This window comes from Sphingopyxis sp. (assembly GCF_035998905.1).
In the GTDB taxonomy this organism is placed as follows: Bacteria; Pseudomonadota; Alphaproteobacteria; order Sphingomonadales; family Sphingomonadaceae; genus Sphingopyxis.
This window is the reverse complement of record NZ_DASYHG010000028.1, coordinates 1-19878: the sequence shown is the minus strand read 5'-3', so window position 1 is coordinate 19878 and position 19878 is coordinate 1. Positions and strand designations below refer to the sequence as shown.

Genomic DNA, 19878 nt, shown 5'->3' with positions numbered 1-19878 from the left:
CCCGCCCGTCGGCGGCGGGAGCCGCGGAACAGGCGGCGTCGAAGCCCATCCAAACATGGCGGGCAGTATCGGCCCGCAGGCTATTCGGCGGATGCCGCGCATCAGGTCGGCATGAGCGGACGATAACCCTGGTCATCGTCCATTTCCTCGGCCCAGAGCGCCATCTGGAAATCATCGTAGCTGACGCCGCATTGCTCGAGCATCCAGGCCGCGAGCGCCGGATGATCGGCAACCGCTTCGACGAAATCATCGCCATGGCCGCGCCCGCGGTCGAACCACCAGCCGACCTCTTCCTGGACGGAAGGATCGCGCTCGATCACGAGCTGCGACGCATCGAGTTCGAGCATCGCTTCGAGCAATTGCTCGCAATGGACGACATCGAGCGTCTCGCGCGGCCCATGCTGTCGTTGATAGCCAACCGACAGGTTGGTGCATTCGGGGACGATGCCGGCATATTCGTTGGTGTCGGTGTAAACCCCCGTGTCGTCGGGCGCGTAGCGGAACCCCATATTCTGACGGTTGAGCGCGGCCGCGAGGCTGGTCGCGAAGGCATCGGAACATGTCCGCCCATAGCTTTGGTGGGTGATGACATCGCCAAGCCCGGCACGGTCGAAGGCGATCGCCGCGTCGATGTCCGCGAGCAGTTCAGGCGTATGCCGCTCGATCCAGCGCGAGCCGAGGCACCCCTGCTCCTCGCCGCGATGGAAGAGGTAGAGGCCGGGGCGCGCGGCCGCGATCATGCCGAGCATGATCCACAGCCCTGCGCCGTCGTCGGCGCCGAGCGACATGCCCGCCTTGCCGTCGCACAGCTGCGCGATCCCATGTTCGTCGACGCCCACCGCCTGATGCCCGCCCACGGCCGCGACCGTGTCGACATGGCAGCTCCACAAGGTGCGGGGACGATCGCCGATCGAGAGCATCCGGTTGCCGAAACCGTCGGCGCGCATGCCGGGAACCGGATCGAGATATTCGCGGCAGAAGGCGCGTTCGGTCGCGCTGTCATGGGGCCGTGCCCAGGACAGGATTTCGAGAAGGCCGGCGCGGCCTGCAAGCTCATAAGTCATGGATCAGGCTCCTGTCTGGCAAGCGATGGCCATCGCAGCCACGGACGTTGCGGCGGCGTGGGCGAGGCCAACGGCCAAGTCCGGCGTTTCGAGAGAATGCCCGTGGCCGCATCCGCAGGCGCACGGTTCGAGCGGCGGGGATTGCATCGTTTCGAGGCGAAGGCGATCGGCCGCCTCTTGCTCGCGCCTCAGCCGTTCTTCGCGGGCACGCTCACCGGCTGCCTGCCATTCGGCGACCTCGATCGCGATCGCCGACATTTCGTACAGGAACCAGTCGCGAGCGAGGACATGGGCATTGGCGAGCGACGGATCGTCGTCGTCGACAGGATCGGGCAGATAGTCGGCGCTGAGCCATTCACCATGATATTCGGTGAGATCGGCGGCATGATACCAGTCGCCCGAAGCATCGCATTGCCGGCAGCAGGCCGCGAGCCACCATTCGCCGCGATCTTCGAGATAGACCGCGCCGAATGCCTCCACATAACCATCGAGCACGTCATGCTCGTCGCCATCGGCGAAAACGCTGATGAAGGTTTCGGCATCGCTATAGCTGCGCTCGTTGTGAGCGCAGAAAATCGTGTGGTCGGTGAAGCAATTATAACACCACTCTTCCGACGAGCCGTCGCCGAAATACACTTCCTCGTGCGGCGTCGCGTCGCGGTCGCACCGCGGACAATACCAGCATCGATCACCAAGACCGTTCGTATTTTCGGACGGTATCTCACCATGACCGATGATGAGATATTCGCCGTCGTCGGCGAGGTCATCGCCCGCATCGATATAGGGAACGACGAAGCTGCCGCCGTCGACGAGGCGCCGGATTCTCGCACCGTTGAGGCTGCCCTTGGCATAGCCCGCATTTTCGAGGAGCAGCTTGAGCCGCGATACGTCGCCATAGATGCTGGTGTAGATTTTGAGCTCGGGCCACACCACGCTGCGCGCCCGGGCATCGTCGCGGGCGCCGATATAGGCGAGCGCCGTATCGGGTCCGGCATAGACACGCACCGGGTGGCAGTAGCTTTCGAAGTCGCTCGCGCCGTGCGACATGCAGCTCCCGGGGCCGCCGACATAGACCTCCTCGATTTCGTCGGCATCCTGCGTGATCTTGAGCGCGTCTTCCGCGAGCTGGACCGAGAGTCGGGCGCACCAGCTTTCGATCGCATTGTTGTCGAGATGGGCCGAAAAGAAGCGATGAAGATAGCGCCCCGGCGACATCACAAGCTGGCGGTCGACCTGCCCCTTCGCGGCATTCTCGGTGAAGGCGATCTTGCCCGCCTGCTCGGTCGAGACATGGCAGAAATGCTCGTCGTGCTTCTCCTGATACCAGGGCTCCTCGTGCCAGGGCGTCGGCGCATAGGTGCCGTCGGCGAAGCGCAGCTTCTCGCGAACCGGCCAGTCGACGTCGCCGATGTCGGCGCCGGCAAGCGCGATGCGAAGCTGCGCGTCGGGCGCGCGGAGGAGAAGCTGCTTCCGCGCGGCTTCGGCTTCGTCGAAGGAGGACCAGAGATATTGCTGGTCGCCATTAGGCGCGAAAAGAAACTCGATCGTGACCGGCCGCCAGTCGGCTTCCGAGTGCGGGCAAAGGATTTGAAACTGTGCCATGGATGAGACTCCGCGCAGCCGCGCGCGGCCGCAAAGAGGAGCGAGCACGGGCTGCATTGCTGTTGGGGTGGCGCAGGGTCAGCGAGGGTCGGGGTGAGCGTCCGGGCTGCGGGCCGTGGCCGGCCTCAAGCCGTCAAAGGTGACGTTCCCGATCGCCGCTGCGCCGAGAAGAATATCCGGCGGGGGAATATCCCCCGCCAGATGGCTCATTCGGCTGCGACGGGCAGTTCGGCGTCGCCGGAATCGCTCTCGCCGGGATCGACGGGCCCCGACGTTTCGCCGCTGTCCGGATCGATGTCGTCCAGACCCGGCGTGCGCATCGGCAGCGGGAGCCAGGTCGTTTCTGCGACCAGCCTCTCGGCCTCGCGGGCCATGTCGGCTTTCTTGAGATGGCCGATCATCCGGGCAACTTCGTCGCCGCGCGCCTCGGCGACATCGGCTAGGATCTGCGGCTTGGTCACGCTGCCGAAATAGCCTTCAGAAGTCGGACGCCAGCCGGCGCCATGCACGTCGAGCCCCGCGGCCAGCGCGAGGACATGGCTGTGGGCAATCCGGCGCTCGACGCCGTGCGCCGAGATACGGCCATTGTCATATTTGGGGACGACCTCGGCCTGGGCGTTAACGCAGAGCGACGCGCAATGCGCCAACAGCTGCGACTGCTCCTCGCCACCCAAGGTGAGCAGAAAGCTCCAGACCTCCTTGTCCGACTGCGGCAACCGTGCCTTCCATGCCGCCGCGCGCGCGTCGAGCGCTTGTGCGGGCGCGCAATCGCGCAAATCTGTCGGAGCGTTGGAAAAGGAGACCCGGTTCGCCGCGATCTGGACGCAGCTCTCGCGGCTGAAGCTGTAGAAGCAGCCGAGCACAAGGACGTGGAGCAATGCGGCGAAGGCGAGCGCGGGGTCCTGCGCAACCCTGTCCTGCAGCGCCAGCGTGCGCCATGCCGTGAGGTCCGAGACGAGACGGTCCGGAAGCGCCCGCAGCGCGCCCCGTTCCTCCGCACCGCCCGCATCATCCGCCGACTTCGCGGCTCCGTCGTCGCTGCGGTCCGCGGAAGAGCGGCCATCGTCGCCCGCTTCGGACGCGCCGTCTTCGCCAAACCCTTCACGCGGCTGATCCTCGGGCCTCACGAAGCCGCGCTCGACGCGCACCGACCCATCGCGGTCGATCGAAACGAACGCGCCCGCGCTCGCCATATCTTCCGGCTTGAAGATCAGCGGCCGGTCGACCAGCGCACCGAGTTCGGCATCGATCGCCTCGATCCGCGCATGCACCTCGTCCGGCACGTCATGCGCATCGGCCCATTCGGCGCCCAGTTCCTCGCCTTCGGCTTCAAGCTCGGCGACGCGCGCCGCTTCCGCCTCGGTCATCGCGACCTCTTCGCGGTCGATCTCCCGAAACCCCCGCGTCGCGTCCCACGGCAGGTCGATCGCGGTCGTCACCCATTTCCAGCCCTCGGCGAGAATGCGCGCGGCTTCGGCTTTCAGCTTGGCGTCGACGAGCCGATCGAGAAGCGCGGGATCGGTGAGCCAGCCGCCGCCATCGGCTTCGAACAGGTCGCGCGCGATGCCGCCGCCCGCTTCGAGATACTTGTCGAGACCGACGAAGCCGACCCTTTTGTCACCCACGCGAACGCTGTTCTCGGTGAGTTTCTGGCGGATCCAGGTCGCCGACTTGTTGAAGCTGTGCTCGAGTTGATCCCAGACTTCCTCCTGCCGCGCATGGTCCTCGGCGATGGTGAAGGCCATCAACTGATCGAGCGTCATCGCCTCTTCGGCGTAAAGCGCGTGCAGTTTGGGCGACACGCCGGCGAGTTTCAGGCGCTGGCGCACGGCGGCGGGGGTCGTGCGGAAATGCGCGGCGATCTCCTCGATGCCGGCATCCTTGTCGACCATCGCCTGCATCGCACGAAATTCGTCGAGCGGATGCAGCGCCTCGCGAAAGCTGTTTTCGGCGAGGCTGTCTTCTTCGGCGAGCACATCATTGGCCGCGCCGCCGACCACACAGGGGATCGGCGCGTCCTTCGCGAGCCTCTTCTGTTTCGCCAGCAGTTCGAGCGCGCGAAAGCGCCGGCCGCCGGCCGGAATTTCGAACTGACCCGTTTCCTTACCCTCCCCATCGAGCAGCGGCCGCACGTTGAGGCTCTGGAGCAATCCGCGGCGGGCGATGTCCGCCGCCAGCGTATCGATCGATACGCCTGCCTTCACGCGCCGCACATTGGACTGCGACAGGCGCAAGCGGTCGAGCGGAATGTCGCGCGACGGGGCGAGAGTGATTTTCGGAAGCGATTTGGCCATGGGCCTTCTCCATGACGGGCCGCCGCGAGACACTCTCCCGGCTCCTGAAACCCGTCATGAAGCCCCGGCTTCCCTCTTCCTCGAACGGGGCCGCCACCGGCAGCCCCGAACAAGCCCTCAGCCTCAGCCGCGGCCCGAGAGCCGGCGCGCCGCCGCGTGCAGGCGCTGCTCACCGAGAATGATCGAGCCCGCGGCGCGCGCCGCCTCGGCATAAACCGACAGCGCATGGCGCGCTTCGAAGTGCAGATCGCGCTCGATGCCGAGCCCGAAGGGCAGCCGCACCGCTTCGAGTTCGGCAGCCGAGAAACTGCCGAGTTCGGGACAGCCGAACCCCAGATCCGCAAGACCGAACAGGATGCCATCGGCATCGATTTCGGTTGCGAGCCAGGTGGCGGCACCGACAGGGCTGAAGAAGCGCACCACGGGTTTGGGATCGGGCTCGCGCGCACCACGCGCGATCGCATCGCGCCGGGCGGCGCAATTGGCGGCAAGCGCGGCGGTGATGTCGGGGGTGAGCAGTTTCATGCCGCGATCCTCCCACCGGATTCTCGGCAGAAGCAGCGAAGCTTTGCATATTGATTCATTTCGGTTCTCCGCGGCGGACCGGCGGCGAGCCTCTCTCGCCGCACCCAGCCCGTCACGCGATGCCGCAACCCTCGCTCTCGCCCGCGGTCGCCTGCGGCCGCGGGACCGGCGATCATGGACAGGCCCCGGCGCATGCAGCGGGCTTGCCATGTTGTTCTTCCTATGTTCTCATATGGGCATGGACAGAATCGATACCGCCCGAGTCGCCGAAACCTTGCTTGCCGCCCCCGGGTGGGCGCGCGTCGGCCTGACTGCACCCACCAGCCATATCCGCGTCGAAGCGGCGTTCGAGCTGGCGCGGGTGATCGTCGAGAGCGTGACGGGCGAAGAGCCGGCCCACTCCGACCAGCTCGGGCTTTCCCTGTGACGTGGGCGGCTGGACGAAAAACGGGGGGCGGCGTGCGACGCACCTCTTCGAGGCCGCGGCCTGGTATCAGGCGGTCAAGCCGGTCTGCCGCTGCGGGCACAGCGCGACCTTCGATCCCTATGGTCTATGGTGGAAATTCCAGCGCAAGATGTGGGATGACGATCTTTGGAAGGCGCGCGACAAATTCTGGTGCGCGCGGTGCAAGGCCCGCACCGGCAAACGCATTCGGCCGATCCGCCTCGACTTGGTCAAACCGAGCAAGGACGATATTCGGCTGCCCATGCCCGACGAGCGGGAATGGAAGCGGGCGCTCAGCCGCTTCCGGGCCTAGAAGCAGGAGACTCTCCGATGGAAATTGAGAATGACGACGCCCTTGGCGGTATCGGCAAGACCCATCGCGTGATGATTTGGGACGGCAACCAGGAACGCGAGAAGGAACTCCACTGGGGCCTCCCGTCGCGCGACCCCGATATCTTCCAGATCCCGCTCCTCAAGTCCGAGACGGCGATCATCGACCGCCCGTGCCTGCTTCTGGCCAATGAGTTCGGTTTGGTGAAGCGCGGCAAGACGATCTACGCGGCAAGCCTCATCTCCGACGAACCCTTCTTCTGCATTGCCGCGGTGTGGCGCCCGGGCGGGCGCGACTGGCCCGACAGCTTCGCCGCGCTCACGGTGCCGGCCTATGACGATCTGGAACCCTATAAGGATCGCCACGTCGCGGTCATCGATCCGGACGACTGGTTCGACTGGCTGATGGGGACGCGCCCGCCGCTGGACATTCTGCGCCGCTTCCCCAAGGGTAGCTTCAGCATCATGCCGCCGATCCAGCAGAATTTCGACGCGTTGCTCGGGGCGGCCTGAAGGAGCCGCCGCATGTGCAATCTGGTGACGCTGAAATCGTCGGTCGACGAGGTCGCATCGCACTTCAAGGCCCGCCGTCCGAAACCGACCAATGCCGGTACCGGCGACGTCTATCCCGGCGGACAGGGATTTGTGGTGCGGCAGGATGCCGGCGAGCGCATCGTACAGGCGATGACCTGGGGCTTTCCGGTGCGCCTCAAACATATGAAACCGACGAGCAAACCCAAGCCGGTCAACAATGCGCGCGACGACAAGCTGATGTCCTTCTGGCGCCCCTGGTTCACGAACCCGGCGAACCGCTGCCTCATTCCCTTCACCTCCTTTGCCGAAGCCGAAGGCGAGGAGGGCAAGATGACGCGAACCTGGATCAGCGTCACCGACCAGCCGCTCGCCGCATGGGCGGGACTCTGGCGGCCGACCGACGAATGGGGGGATTGTTATACGGGCGTCATGGTCGATGCGACAGAGGAACTGTTCCATATTCATGATCGGATGCCGGTCATCCTGCATCCGGACGACCATGACAGATGGCTCCATGCACCGGCCGAAGAGGCAATGGCGTTGGTCGCGAAATATCCTGCCGATCGCCTCGCCGTCGAGCGCACCGATGTCCCCTGGTTCAGCCGCAAGGCGCCGCCTGCGGATGCGCCCTCGCTGCTTTGAAAGGGCCCATTCCCGAGCGGCGATAGATCCAGAAGCGGGGCCAATTGTCGGCTCCGAGCTCTTTACCCGGATTATCAGGCTGTTACATCTTACTCACCGATCGATCGCCATGCGCCAGGCTGCGGGAACAGCGGCTGGACAGGGCGTGAGGACCCGTCGGAAATCCCCCGTTCGCCCGCGCCGAAATGGAAGAGGTTCGCGGCGATAGTTGGAGCGGAGCGCAGGCGAGCGGGTCGGGAACGCGCCGGCGGCCGATGAACGATGTGAAGCATTATCATCTGACAGAGGAACTCGCACAGGAGATTTCAGGCGCAGACAAGGAAGATCAGCTCTTCGCCGCATTGGCCAATGCAGCGGGCCGCATGGGCTTCGACCATTTCGCGCTTGCCTTCGATCGGCGCGGAACCGGCGATCCGGCCTCGATCCTCGTGCACAATTATCCCGACGCCTGGGCCAAGGTCTATGTCGGCTTCGACCTCAGCGGTACCGATCCGATCCGCCGCGCCAGCGAGCGGTCGCTGACCGGCTTCGAATGGCGCCATGTCGACCGCTATATTCCGCTGAGCCGCGGCGACCGCCAATTGCTGTGCGTCGCGCGCGAGAGCGGTGTCGGCGACGGCTTCACGGTTCCTCGCCATTTGCCCGGCGAGGCATCGGGGACCTGCTCTTTCGCCGTCGGTCCCCATGCAGCCATTCCGGCAGAGATGCTCCACGCCGCCGAAATCCTCGGCGCCATCGCCATCGCTTCGGCGCGCGAATTGATCGGCTCTTCTCCTCTACGGCCACGCCCCACACTCACCGAGCGGCAACGCGAATGCGTGCTCTGGTCGGCGCGCGGCAAGACCGCCGGCGAGATCGCCGACATTCTCGGGATCAGCGAAGAGACGGTGGTCCGGCACCTGAAGATGGCGCGCGACCGCTATTCGGTTCATTGCCGCTCGATGCTGATTCTGTGCGCGCTGTTCGACGGACTGATCGGCTTCTCGGACATCTACGACTGGTGGCGGCCAAACTAGCGCGCCGCACATAATCGCAAAATCCTTGCCCAGAAATGGGCATAGCCGCCGCGCAGGATCGATGGTCTGATTCCGGCTCCACAGCCAAGGAATCATCATGATCGCACAATCGACGCGGGCGCCGGGCGCGCCCGGGGATGCCGCGCTACGCGGCATGTTTGCCGCGCGAAAGCAGGTCTTCATCGACCAGCTCAAATGGGATTTGCCCGTCCTCGACGGCCGTTTCGAACTGGATCAGTTCGACACGCCCGACGCCCGCTATCTGATCCTGCTCGACCCCGACGATCTGCGTCATCGCGCTTCGGCGCGGCTCCTGCCGACTACGGCGCCGCATCTTCTCGGCGACATCTATCCGCATCTCTGCGCCGATGGCGCGCCGACCAGCAAAGGAGTGTGGGAGATCAGCCGCTTCTGCCTCGACCCGGCGCAAACGCCCGTCGAACGCCGCGACGCACGCAACCAGCTCGTGACCGCGCTTGCCGACTATGCGCTGAACAACGGGATAAGCGATTATGTCGGGATCGCCGAGGCGGGCTGGTACCATAGTATCAGCAAATTCGGCTGGGCGTGCCGCACGCTGGGGCCCGTCCACCGAGATGACGCATGCAGGATCGTCGCGCTCAACATTTCGATCGACGAAGACACGCTCGCGGGCCTGAAACGAACGGGCACCTATGCGCCGCTCATGCTCAAATTTGAGGAAGGCGGGGAGCCAGCGCTATGAAGAAGGAACTCACCGAAGCCGATGTCAGCGCGATGCTGGTCGAGGAATTGCGCCGCACCGGCTACTGCATCGTCCGCAACGAGGCGATCGCCCGCGTCCACGCTCTGGCGAAGGATCTCGACCCGATCTTCGACGCGACGCCCTTCTGCGATGGCAATTTCTATGGTCGCCGCACGAAGCGCTTCGGCAGCCTGCTCAAGCGATCGCAGCATATGGCCGCGCTGGTGATGAACCCGATCATCCTGCCCGCGGTCGAGACGATTCTCGGATCGGGATGCGACCGGATACAGCTCAACCTCACCCAGGCGATCGAAATCCATCCGGGCGAAGTGCGGCAGTTTCCGCACCGCGATCAGGATATGTGGCGCGGCGCCGATGGTACCCAGGAATATCTGGTCAATATCCTCTGGCCGCTCACGCCGTTCAAGAAGGAGAATGGCGCGACGCGCATCTTCCCGAACAGTCATGGAGCGGCAGGAATGGCAAAGACCGATCTAGGCCAGCCGGTTTTCGCCGAATGCGAACCGGGATCGGCGATCTGTTTCCTCGGATCGACCGCGCATGGCGCAGGCACGAACCTCAGCAAGGAGGTCAGGCGCGGCGTGCTGGTCAGCTACAGCCTTGGCTGGCTCAAGCCCTATGAGAATCTGTGGCTCGCCTATCCGCCCGAGGTGGCGCGACATTTTCCGCCCGAGCTGGCGGCGCTCGCGGGCTATGCGCAGCATCGCCCCAATCTCGGCAATTATGAAGGCCAATGCCCTTCGGTCTTGCTGACGGACTAAAGGCCCGCGCATCTCGGCGCGATCGACGCGCTGCGCCCCGACCAGGCCGAGGCGGTCTCCGCCTTCGCCGCCGCCGAAAGGGCAGGCGCATGAGTCCCGCGCATGTGTTCGAGCCGACCTATGAAGCGATCAAGCGCCGATTGATGACGGGCGAATGGGCGACCGGCGCCCGGATCGAAGCCGCGCGCCTCGCCGATGACCTTGGGGTCAGCATGACCCCGGTTCGCGACAGTCTCTATCGCCTCAACGGCGAGCGCATGGTCGACTTCACGCCAGGCGAAGGCTTCCATGTCCACCGCCTCACCGAGACCGAGTTTCGCGACCTGCTCGAGCTGCATCTGATCCTGCAGCTCGCCGCGCTCGCAACAGCGCCAAATCGGCTGGCTACGCCGGTGAGCGCCGATCAGCCTTATCCCGAACGCATCGCGGACCTGTTCCTCGCGGTCGCGGATCGATCATCCAATTCCGAGATCGTCGCGAGCATCGCCGCAATCGGTGACCGGCTCCAGTTCTCGCGGCATTTCGACGCCGCGATCCTTGGCGATGTCGAGGCGGAATATAAATTGCTCGAGGCCGCCATTGTCGATGCCGCGCTGCAGACCGAGATGCGGAGCCTCCTGCTTGGCTATCATGAGCGGCGCGCGCGCGAGGCCACTTCCTATGCACGCACGCTCGCTGCGCACCCTGGCCGCCAGTCCTGAGGACGTACAATCGCCTGATCGACGCTTTTGCTTGTCACAGCCGCCCGCAATTGACATGATTCGGGTGCGCTGGAGCATTGCTGGCAGCTTTCGCGCGGACTATTTCGCCAGGCATTATATGCGCCAGTCCTTGACCGGACCGGCGGCCGAACCGGACCCTGGATCGCACAAGCGACCGAACGGCGGCACAGCACTGGGAGACGGGCATCCGGCTACGGCGGGATGGCTCTGCTCGTGCCCTCGGAACAATTGCTGTGTCTTCCTGTACCTGCTGCGACGACGCTCCGCTGCGTCACCCCTTTTCGGTGTCGTCGGCCTGTCATGTGCATCCCGACGATCGCCCGGCACCGGTCGAACATCGGCCCGTCACCGGACAGGATCTGGAGACAATGTATCGCGCGCACCGCTCGTCGCTCTTTCATTTCCTGCGCCGCAAGGCGGGCCCCGAGGAAGCACCCGACCTGGTTCAAGAAGTCTTCGCGCGGGCAGCGGGAAGCGAGCAACGGCATCACCTCGTCAACCCGGGCGGCTTTCTTCGCCGTATTGCTCAGAATCTGCTGATCGACCGGGCGCGACGCCGCAAGTCTGCGCCGATCGCTCTATTTTCGCTGCGCGAAGAGAGCGATGCCGTGACCCCGGCCACGCAGGAATGGAACCTCGAAGCGGCGGACCTTCTGGAGCTTTACGAGAAGGCCGTTGACGCAATGCCGCTCAAGACGCGCCGCGTCTTTCTGATGCACCGGGTGGACGAACTTTCCTATCGCGAGATACATGAACAGCTCGGCATCAGCATTGCGACGGTGGAATATCATATGATGAAGGCGCTCGGTCAGATCGCGAAGGTGGTGGACAGCGGGAAATGACCAAGGCCGTCGACGACGATTATCCGGCCGACGAGGTCGCGCGCGCGTGGCTCGTCAAGATGCGCGGCGAGGATGCGGAGGCGCTGCGCGACGAGTTCGACGCGTGGTTGCAGGCCTCAACCGAGCATCGCGAAGCCTATCGGCGCGCCGAAAAGCGGATGGCTGCGCTTGCGATCCTCAAGACTTCACAGCGCCACGGAACGACGCATGCCGAGGCGCGCCGTGGTCGAATGCGCGGCTGGTTCACATGGGGAGCGGCCGCCACCGCGCTCGCGCTCCTGATCATCGCGATCGGGGCTGCGGGCGCCCCCTTTCCCGGCCAGCCAGGCGGCGGCGCGACGGCTTTTGCCGCCGAACCGCTCGAGACGCAGCGCGGCGAGATCCGCACCTTCCGGCTCGTCGATGGTTCGCGCGCGACGCTCGACACCGACAGCCGGCTCGACGTGGCCTTTTCGCATGGCGAACGAAGCGTTCGTCTCGTGAGGGGCCGGGTCCGACTGTCGGTCGCGCCGGGCGATGTCCCACTCCGGATCGAGGCCGGGCACGGAGGGGCGACGGCAAATGATGCAGAAATCGATCTGAGTCTCGCCGCATCGGGGAGAGTGGTCGCATCGCTGCGCCGCGGCGCAGCAGAGGTGCGCGCCGATGCAGACGTCGAGCAGACCATGCCCCTCAAGGCAGGAAGCGCCCTCGCCTATGGGCCCGGTAGCCGGTTGGAGCCTGTCGCGGCGCCGGCGGCCGTCATTCAGCCAGACTGGACCGAAGGGTGGGCAGAGTATCGATCGATCAAACTCGGCGCGCTCGTCGCCGAAGCCAATCGCTACGCCGCGGTGAGGATCGTGATCGACGACACCGACATAGCCGCACGCGAAGTGTCGGGTCGCTTCCATATCAGCCAGACCGAGGCATTTGCCGAACGGATCGCCATATTGTTCGGCCTCGCCGTCGAACGGAGGTCTGACGCCATCCACCTCCGCCGTCGATAATTTTTTCACCGAGCGACTAAGGTCGCTCCTATCTTCCCGTCAACGCACCCCCACTGGCCGTCTGCCTGATGCACGGCCGAGAATATTGGGGGAGTGAAAATGTCGATTAAATCCCGTTCGCTGGCCGCGCTGCTCGTCGGCGCTGCAGCCTTGCTTTCGCCCGAAGGCGCGCAGGCCATGCAGGCGCCGCGCCAATCCTATGATATTCCGGCGCAGGATCTGGGCGATGCACTGCGCCGTGCCGCCGCGCTCGCCGATATCGAGCTCTATGTCAGCGCGCAGGACATCGAAGGGAAGAGGGCGCCCGCCGTGCGGGGTCAGCTCACGCCGCGCGAAGCCATCGAGGCGCTTCTCGCCGGCAGCGGCCTCACGGCGCGTTTCGAGAGCCGGTCGGTCATTATCCTGAGCGACGCCGCCGTTCCGGCCATCCCCGCGGGCGAGCCCGAAGTCATCATCGTCACCGGGTCGCGCATCGCGGGCGCTCCTGCCGCCGCGCCGGTTATCGACATCAGTGCCGAGGATATTCGCAACGCGGGTCATGCCGACCTCGGCGAGGTGGCGCGAAGCCTGCCCCAGAATTTCGGCGGCGGGCAGAATCCCGGGATCGGGTCGGGTCAGGGCGTCGCGAACGAGAATGGAAACGTCAATGGGGCCTCGACCTTCAACCTCAGGGGGATAGGGCCGAGTGCAACGCTGACGCTGCTCAATGGCAATCGCTTTGCCTACAGCGGCACGCAAAGCGCCATCGACGTGAGTGCGATTCCGGCAGCGGCGGTCGAACGGATCGAGATCGTCACCGACGGCGCGTCGGCGATCTACGGCGCCGACGCGGTGGCGGGCGTGGTCAATATCCTGCTGCGCAAGGATTATGAAGGAATCACGACGAGTGCCCGGCTCGGCGGATCGACCGACGGGGGCAATTTTCAGCAGCAATATGGGCTGCTCGGGGGCGCAAAATGGTCCGGTGGCGGCTTCCTTGCGGCCTATGACTATTTCGAGAATAGCGCGATCCTTGCGCGCAATCGCAGCTATGCAGCGAGCAGCAACCCCGCCTCGACACTCTACCCGGAGCTCAAGCGGCATAGTTTTCTGCTGAGCGCTCATCAGCAGGTGGTTGCCGGCGTACAGTTGAAGACCGACGCGATCTACAAGCGCGGCGATATGACTTCGGTGCGCGGTCTTATCGTGGACCGTCCGATCACGACGCGCGGTACGATTGTCACCAATGAGTTCGAAACCTTCGGAATCGCCCCGACGCTCGAGGCCGAGATCGGTGGCAGTTGGACCGCGCGCATCTCCGCCTTCTACGGCAGCGATAACACCTATGGCGAGACGCAGAATTTCACCAACGGGGTGGCGACGCGCCCCATTCGCATATTCAACAATCGCAGTGTCAGCGTCGAAGCCGGTGTGGAGGGCGCGATCTTCGCGCTACCCGCCGGCGATGTGCGGCTCGCCGCCGGCGGCGGCTGGCGTCGCAACCGGCTCGTCGCGGAGGTCAACGGCCGTGGTTTCGCCGGACGCCGCGACAATCTCTATGCCTATGGGGAGTTCTTCCTGCCGTTGGCAAGTCCTGCTCAAGACCTCTCCTTTGCCCACCGCGCGTCGATCACTGCGGCGCTTCGCTTCGAAGATTACTCCGATGCCGGGAGCATCGTGGTTCCCAAGCTGGGCTTCGTTTATGCGCCGGCCGAAGAACTAAGCATTGGTTTATCATGGGGCCGGTCGTTCAAGATGCCGACGCTCAACCAGCAATTCAGCGGCTACACGCCGGTGCTGCTGCCCGTCACTGGCTACGGTACAATGTTCCCAGCGGGTTCGACCTACATCTACATCGGCGGCCGGAATCCCGACGTCGGTCCCGAGCGGTCCGAGAATATCACCTTAAGCGCGACATTTCGGCCGTCGCCGCGACTCCAGATCGTCACCAGCCTGTTCCGGATCGATTATCGCGACAGGGTTGCGCCACCCTTCGGCTCACCGCTCGGAACGCTGACCAATCCGCTCTACGCTGATTTTATTACCTTCAACCCGTCGGCCGCGTCGCAGGCCGAGGCAATCGCCGGCGCCGCCGATCCGCTCGGCAATGGAACGAGCGGGCCCTATAATCCCGCCACGGTGATTGCGATCATCGACGGTCGCGACCGGAATATCGCCGCGCAGCGCTATGAAGGCGCCGATCTGGCGATCCGCTACCGGGCTCCGATTGGCAAGCAGACGCTGACGCTTACCGCCAACGCCACCTGGCTCGACAGCCGGCAGCGCTTGCTGCCCGGTCTTCCGAACATCGATCTGGCGGGCACGATATTCAATTCGCCGCACTTTCGCGCCCGTGGCGGCGCGACCTTCGGCGGCGAGCGCTTCACACTGGCCGCCTTCGCCAATTTCACGGGCGGCGTAACCGATCGGCGGCGCGCCGTTCCGGTGAGTGTCTCGCCCGTCACGACGCTCGATCTTTCCGCACGCGCGAAGCTGGGACGCCTCGCCGAGATATCGGTCAATGCGCTCAATATCCTCAATGCCAAGCCGGATATGACGGCAGTCGCATCCGCTAGCGACACGCCTTTCGATTCAACCAACTATTCGGCTGTCGGGCGTTTCCTCGGCGTCACGATCAGCCGCGACTGGTGAGGAGCGCCGATATGAAAATCGCACTCCGATCCGGCCTCCCGGCCGTGGCGCTCCTTGCCGCCGCGGCGCTCTCCCCTGCCGCGCAGGCAGGGGAGAGCAAGGGCAGGCCCTGGACGCTCGAGGATATCCTCACAGTTCCCGAAGTGAATGAAATCGCGCTGTCGGACAATGGCCGCCTCGCGATTTACGCTGCCGAGATTGCCGACCTCGATGCCGGAAAGCCGAGATCGCATATTCGCATCGTGGACGTCGAAACTGGTCGGACGAAGGAATTGCTGACGGTCGATACCATCAAGTCGCTGCGATCCGTCCCCGGGACACAAGACTGGAGCGCTTTGGTAGACCTTGGCGAAGGCCAGCAACTCTACCGGATCGACACCGAGGGCAAGCTGCTGCCACTGATCGTGAACCCCAACCCCGTGCCGGTGGGAAAGGCCGACATGTCTTTCCCGCTCGGCGGCGGCATACGCCCCTCGCATATCGGTATCCTCGACTATGACTGGTCACCCGATGGCAAATGGCTTTGGTATTCACAGCTCAGGGCCAAGACCGACGGACCTCGCGTCCGGTTCGATCGGGAAGTTACTGCGCTACTTGGCCGGCGACGCTCGACGATCGACGTCGAGGTCGACTATTTCCTGCGGGGACCTGAAGGAAACACGACGAAGATCATGACGCGGCCGTCGACCGATCGCGTCGCCACCCGCGGTGGGGGTCGCATTCTGTGGCGAGGCGACGAGATCCAGTTTCGGATTGAGACGAGCGACGGCACTTTGGGTGGTGCCTTCGAGTTCCTGGCGTGGAACCGCGTGAACAAGACGGTGCGCACGCTCGCGAAGCAACGCGACTTGCTCAGCATGTCGATTCTCGGCGGCCCGCGCGGTGGGCAGCTTTCGACAAGCGGTGTGGGCAGAGATCGGGAGTTGCTCGAGACTTCGGCGGAAGGCCGTTCGCACAGCTATGGTCGTGTCGCATTCGACATCGGCGATTCGCGTTCTGTCGGCTGGAAAAGCAGCCGCGACGGTAGACGGGTGGTGATCGGGACCAGGGGGCTCGGCGATGCGCGCTATGGTCTCGCGCTCATCGACAAAAGAGGGGTGCGTGAACTCCGCGGGGACGCGAGCCTGACGCGATGCGGCTTCGACGGCATGCTCCGGGCTGCCATATGCGTCGAGGAAGGCATGTCCCGGCCGCCGCGCCTCGTTCGTGTGAGCCTTTACACAGATAAGATCGCGGACCTTGGTCCCATCTCACCAAGACATGAGGAGATCGAACCTCTTCAGGCCATCGCACGCACCTTTGTCAATCGCGATGGCTATTGGTCGAGCGGCTATGTCTTGCTCCCGCGCGGCCACCGCGCCGGCGACCGACACCCAGCGGTGGTCGTGACCCACGGCACCGATGCAGACGACCGCTTTGCCGAGCCCGCAAACCAGTGGAACTATCCAGTCCAGCTGCTTGCTGAACGCGGTTATGTGGTTCTTCTCCTGAACGACCCCTCACCCGGCCAGTCGAAGGATTTGATGGACGCCATGCACGCCTGGCTACGCGGTAAAGGTCCCCCCGATCCTGAAACGGTTCAACAAAAACTCTGGCTGACCGGCGTGCACAGCTTCGAGGATGCCGTGACGGAACTTGCCGCTGAGGGGCTGATCGATCCGGCCCGCGTCGGAATAGCCGGCTACAGTCGCGGCTCCCAAATGGTCAACGTCACCGTCACGAACTCCAACATGTTTCGAGCGGCGTCGAGCGGGGACGGCGGCTTTCTGGAGCCTGCCGGCTATGCAACCGGGCGATCGAGCTATGATGCGGTTTATGGGGGTGCGCCGCTCGGGGAAAACATCGAACGCTGGCGCCGCTTTGCACCGTCGCTGAATGCCGGCAAGGTCTGTGCGGCAGTGCTGCAGCAAGTGGCTTCGGCATCGCCGTCACAGATCGAACTGTTCGAGGCCTTGCGTGCGGCGGGCGTCGCAACCCAGATCAGCTATTATCCCGGAGCAACGGCAGCGTCGGACGAGACGCATGTCTTCTATCTGACGTCCAACCGACTGCGCGCGATGCGCGAGAATATCGCCTGGTTCGACTATTGGCTGCTCGGCCAACGCGATGCCGACGCGCCTTTCCCCGATCAGATGGCGAACTGGGATCGATTGAAGCAGAACCGCCAAGCTCGATGCCCCGCCGAGCCATGACCCATGTTCAATCGGTCTCGGCAATTCCTGCAAAGAATATGTAGCGCTCCCCGGTGTCTTCCTCGACCGCACCGAGCGGGTCAATGCCGCGTGTCTGATCTCTGATCGCGCCAAGTTCCACAAGCTCCAACTCGCAGTCTCTGCCTTCCATTTCTGTTCCTCCAATTGGCAATTCGGAATGAGGGCGCATCACAGTCTCCTTCGGCATATTCAACTTCCCGCCCAATATCGGGCCCAATTTTCAGCGGCGACGAAGGTCAGAATCCTGTCGATGCGCTCGGCACCGCGCCATGTCGGATCTTCGGGCACGTCGAGTAGTCCGAGATCCAGCACGCCCGACGCCGCAAGTATCCCGCCGCGCAGGCGATCGTGCAGCGCAGCACGGTGAGTCCGATAGATTGACAGGTGGAAGTCCCCGGGTCCGCCCTTTTGCCTCCGCGCGGTAATCATCTCGGGCAAATATCCTTCGAATGCCTTTCGGGCCACGGCTCTGTTCTCACCGCCGGCGATCCACTCCCATGTCGGTATAGCGAGACAGGCCTCGACGATCGGCTGCGACATCAGCGGGGCAATATGGGGAGGCATCGTTGCGCGCGGATAGAGTTCGACGCCCTTCTGCGCTCGCATCAGATAGGCCGCGTGGACAGTTTTCCCCGGAAGAATATCGTCGGGCGCATCGAGCCAGGGGTGGGAGGCGCCCTCCGCCCTGATCGTTCGCCCAATCTCTTTTCCCAGACCCGCAAGATTGATGAGAGGGCGATGACGCCCACGATTGCGTCGATAGCGCTGCCAGCCGTGCTTCAGCACGGTCTTGGCGTCCGCTCCGGTCAGCAGGGTAAGATCATACAGGGTGGAAGCCAGGGATGGTCGCGGACCTTCGGCCAGAAGCCGATCGATGAAGGGCACGGCGCTTCGTACGCCACAAAGGATGCCGTCGCCGCCATTGCCGGAAAAAAAGGCATCAACGGGTAGTTCGCTGAGCAAGCGACGATGGATTACCTCATTGGTCTGCTTGTAGAGCGGAGCAACAGGCCAAGGATGATGTGGCGCTGCCGAGACGGTGACGTCGATATCTTGCAGCTCGCGATACTCCTCGATCAGCAGGGTGCCGATCGACTCTGCAAGCGCCCGGGCGTACCGGCGCTCGTCTCCATCGAAATCGGGGCTCACCAGATTCAGACAGGTCAGACTTTTGGCCATAGTCGCTGCCGACGCCGCAACGATGGAGGAGTCGAGCCCGCCCGACACGCCGACCATGATTGAGGGGAAGCAGGTAGCCCATGCTCCGACGCAGTCCGCTATCGTGCGCCTCAATTCGTCAGTCACTTCGTCGGCGCCAGCGCCGGAACGGGCGACATGATCCCAAGGCGACCAATATTGCTCGGTCCGCAAATCATCCTGGTCGATGACCAGGCATTCGCCGGCGATCAGTTCTTCAACGTCCGATACACATGTCCGTCGCCCTCGAAGATCGCCACCCGCCAGGATGCGAGCGATCTCATCGAGATTTGCCGAACCAGGGGCGGGGTTCGCGAGGTCAGTAATCGATCCTGCAAGCGTCACGCGGCCGCGATCGCGGCGGACATAGCAAGGAAGAAGTCCCGATGGATCGCGAAATATCCGTACCGCACCCGCTGGGTCGGCATGGACCATGACGTAACCGCCCCAGTATTGTCTCAGCAGCCGTTGCGCATCATTGGCCGCAAGACCATCGCCCTCGCCGACTTCAAAGGCCTCGACCCGGCGGCTGGGTGGGCCTCTCGTAAAGAGATGACCGATAATGACGGTCCGTGGAGGTATCGCGATCGCCGGTTCGGCGGTCCATATCCTCACGCCAGAGATTTCGAAAGTCGGCGGGCCCTGTTGCTCCGGAGCCGGACGGTTGGTCGACATCTCGACCTCAATTCGAAACCCGCCGGCCATCAAACGGCAAAGATCGGTCGATAGTGGAGAACAACGTCCAAGGAGTCGGTCAGCACGGTATCACCGACCTGAACCCAGCTATGGGCGGCGAAGGGCATGGTGACGCCAAACACCAGCGAGGCTGCCACGCCGCGGCGCGCAAGCATCCGTGTCATGGCAATGCCGCGCACCAGGCATCGGTCATCTGATGACATATAGCGCTTGGCGCGCACGAATGCGGCGGTAATATCGCGGCAATCGTCCGCACCGGATGGCGCCAGTCGATCAGACCTGCGTCCTAGGCCGGTTACAATATCGCTAAGAGAATTGTTTTGAAGATCGCGGCGGGCTCTCCGCTGCTCCCAGATACAGGATATTGTCGCCGCCATCGAAGCCTTAGCCGACGGCTCATCAACGAGACTGCGCGCGGCCACCGGCGGGGGTATAGCAAGCCTAGGATTTCGGTCTGTATCGTCAGCGAGAAGGCCGAGACTACGTAAATGGTTGTCAAACGGCGTTCAAAAGGGACCCCCGATCGGCGTCGAAGAGGGACCCCTTTTCGGATATGATGTTGGTTTGTTGAAGATGGCCTTGCGCTGCGTGCGGCGGAGGGCGGGCGTAGCCCGACCGGAGGCGCGCGCAGCG

General features: G+C 64.0%; 18 protein-coding genes and 1 pseudogene. 12 read left to right on the top strand and 7 right to left on the bottom strand.

From position 1 onward, the window contains the following. Positions 1–101 precede the first annotated feature (101 nt). From VGN62_RS17185 to VGN62_RS17170, 4 genes are all read right to left on the bottom strand, one after another. Positions 102–1064, bottom strand: coding sequence for a M28 family peptidase (locus VGN62_RS17185; RefSeq protein WP_058455996.1), 963 nt, complete (start codon positions 1062–1064; stop codon positions 102–104). 3 nt (positions 1065–1067) lie between these two features. After that, entirely contained in the window at positions 1068–2666 is a 1599-nt protein-coding gene (locus tag VGN62_RS17180; RefSeq protein WP_058455995.1) for a hypothetical protein, read from the bottom strand. Positions 2667–2872: 206 nt separating this feature from the next. Then, positions 2873–4960 carry a ParB/RepB/Spo0J family partition protein gene (locus VGN62_RS17175; protein WP_327456126.1) on the bottom strand — a complete coding sequence of 696 codons (2088 nt, stop codon included), beginning with the start codon at positions 4958–4960 and terminating at the stop codon, positions 2873–2875. A gap of 123 nt (positions 4961–5083) precedes the next feature. Further along, positions 5084–5485: a DUF2958 domain-containing protein gene (locus tag VGN62_RS17170; RefSeq protein WP_058455993.1), complete on the bottom strand. Its 402-nt coding sequence runs from the start codon at positions 5483–5485 to the stop codon at positions 5084–5086. Positions 5486–5723: 238 nt separating this feature from the next. On the opposite strand from VGN62_RS17170, the gene VGN62_RS17165 reads away from it, so the two are divergent. The 12 genes and pseudogenes from VGN62_RS17165 (at position 5724) to VGN62_RS17110 (ending at position 17331) form a co-directional block, all read left to right on the top strand. Then, positions 5724–5912, top strand: coding sequence for a DUF6771 family protein (locus VGN62_RS17165; protein ID WP_058456044.1), 189 nt, complete (start codon positions 5724–5726; stop codon positions 5910–5912). Between the two features lies 1 nt (position 5913). Next, positions 5914–6243: a hypothetical protein gene (locus VGN62_RS17160; protein ID WP_058455992.1), complete on the top strand. Its 330-nt coding sequence runs from the start codon at positions 5914–5916 to the stop codon at positions 6241–6243. A gap of 17 nt (positions 6244–6260) precedes the next feature. Next, a complete protein-coding gene (locus VGN62_RS17155) occupies positions 6261–6773 on the top strand; it encodes a DUF159 family protein (RefSeq protein ID WP_058455991.1) in 513 nt (170 codons plus the stop codon). A gap of 12 nt (positions 6774–6785) precedes the next feature. Further along, on the top strand, positions 6786–7436 hold the full coding sequence (locus VGN62_RS17150) for an SOS response-associated peptidase (RefSeq protein WP_058455990.1): 651 nt from the start codon (positions 6786–6788) through the stop codon (positions 7434–7436). A 254-nt stretch (positions 7437–7690) separates the two neighbouring features. Continuing rightward, positions 7691–8452 carry a LuxR family transcriptional regulator gene (locus VGN62_RS17145; protein WP_058455989.1) on the top strand — a complete coding sequence of 254 codons (762 nt, stop codon included), beginning with the start codon at positions 7691–7693 and terminating at the stop codon, positions 8450–8452. A 97-nt stretch (positions 8453–8549) separates the two neighbouring features. Further along, positions 8550–9176 (top strand): acyl-homoserine-lactone synthase, encoded by a 627-nt coding sequence (locus VGN62_RS17140; RefSeq protein ID WP_058455988.1) that lies wholly within the window; start codon positions 8550–8552, stop codon positions 9174–9176. Further along, positions 9173–10051 (top strand): annotated as a pseudogene (locus VGN62_RS17135) (phytanoyl-CoA dioxygenase family protein). Before VGN62_RS17140 ends, VGN62_RS17135 begins: the two are co-directional and overlap by 4 nt. Beyond that, positions 10048–10659, top strand: coding sequence for a GntR family transcriptional regulator (locus VGN62_RS17130; RefSeq protein WP_327456120.1), 612 nt, complete (start codon positions 10048–10050; stop codon positions 10657–10659). Before VGN62_RS17135 ends, VGN62_RS17130 begins: the two are co-directional and overlap by 4 nt. Positions 10660–11048: 389 nt before the next feature. Next, positions 11049–11522, top strand: a complete 474-nt coding sequence (locus VGN62_RS17125; protein ID WP_082657702.1) for an RNA polymerase sigma factor — start codon at positions 11049–11051, stop codon at positions 11520–11522. Next, positions 11519–12508, top strand: a complete 990-nt coding sequence (locus tag VGN62_RS17120) for a FecR family protein (protein ID WP_058455985.1) — start codon at positions 11519–11521, stop codon at positions 12506–12508. Before VGN62_RS17125 ends, VGN62_RS17120 begins: the two co-directional genes overlap by 4 nt. 99 nt (positions 12509–12607) lie before the next feature. After that, positions 12608–15139 (top strand): TonB-dependent receptor, encoded by a 2532-nt coding sequence (locus VGN62_RS17115; protein WP_058455984.1) that lies wholly within the window; start codon positions 12608–12610, stop codon positions 15137–15139. Positions 15140–15150: 11 nt separating this feature from the next. Beyond that, complete coding sequence (locus tag VGN62_RS17110) at positions 15151–17331, top strand: prolyl oligopeptidase family serine peptidase (RefSeq protein WP_058455983.1); 2181 nt, start codon at positions 15151–15153, stop codon at positions 17329–17331. 7 nt (positions 17332–17338) lie between these two features. Here VGN62_RS17110 and VGN62_RS17105 read toward each other — a convergent pair whose 3' ends face one another. Genes VGN62_RS17105 through VGN62_RS17095 form a run of 3 tightly spaced genes read right to left on the bottom strand, consistent with a single transcriptional unit; the run spans position 17339 to position 19622 of the window. After that, positions 17339–17539 carry a hypothetical protein gene (locus VGN62_RS17105; protein WP_058800238.1) on the bottom strand — a complete coding sequence of 67 codons (201 nt, stop codon included), beginning with the start codon at positions 17537–17539 and terminating at the stop codon, positions 17339–17341. Positions 17540–17541: 2 nt separating this feature from the next. Then, positions 17542–19224, bottom strand: a complete 1683-nt coding sequence (locus VGN62_RS17100) for an asparagine synthetase B family protein (RefSeq protein WP_167541739.1) — start codon at positions 19222–19224, stop codon at positions 17542–17544. A 29-nt stretch (positions 19225–19253) separates the two neighbouring features. Then, positions 19254–19622, bottom strand: coding sequence for a lasso peptide biosynthesis B2 protein (locus VGN62_RS17095; RefSeq protein ID WP_327456106.1), 369 nt, complete (start codon positions 19620–19622; stop codon positions 19254–19256). Between the last annotated feature and the right edge of the window lie 256 nt (positions 19623–19878).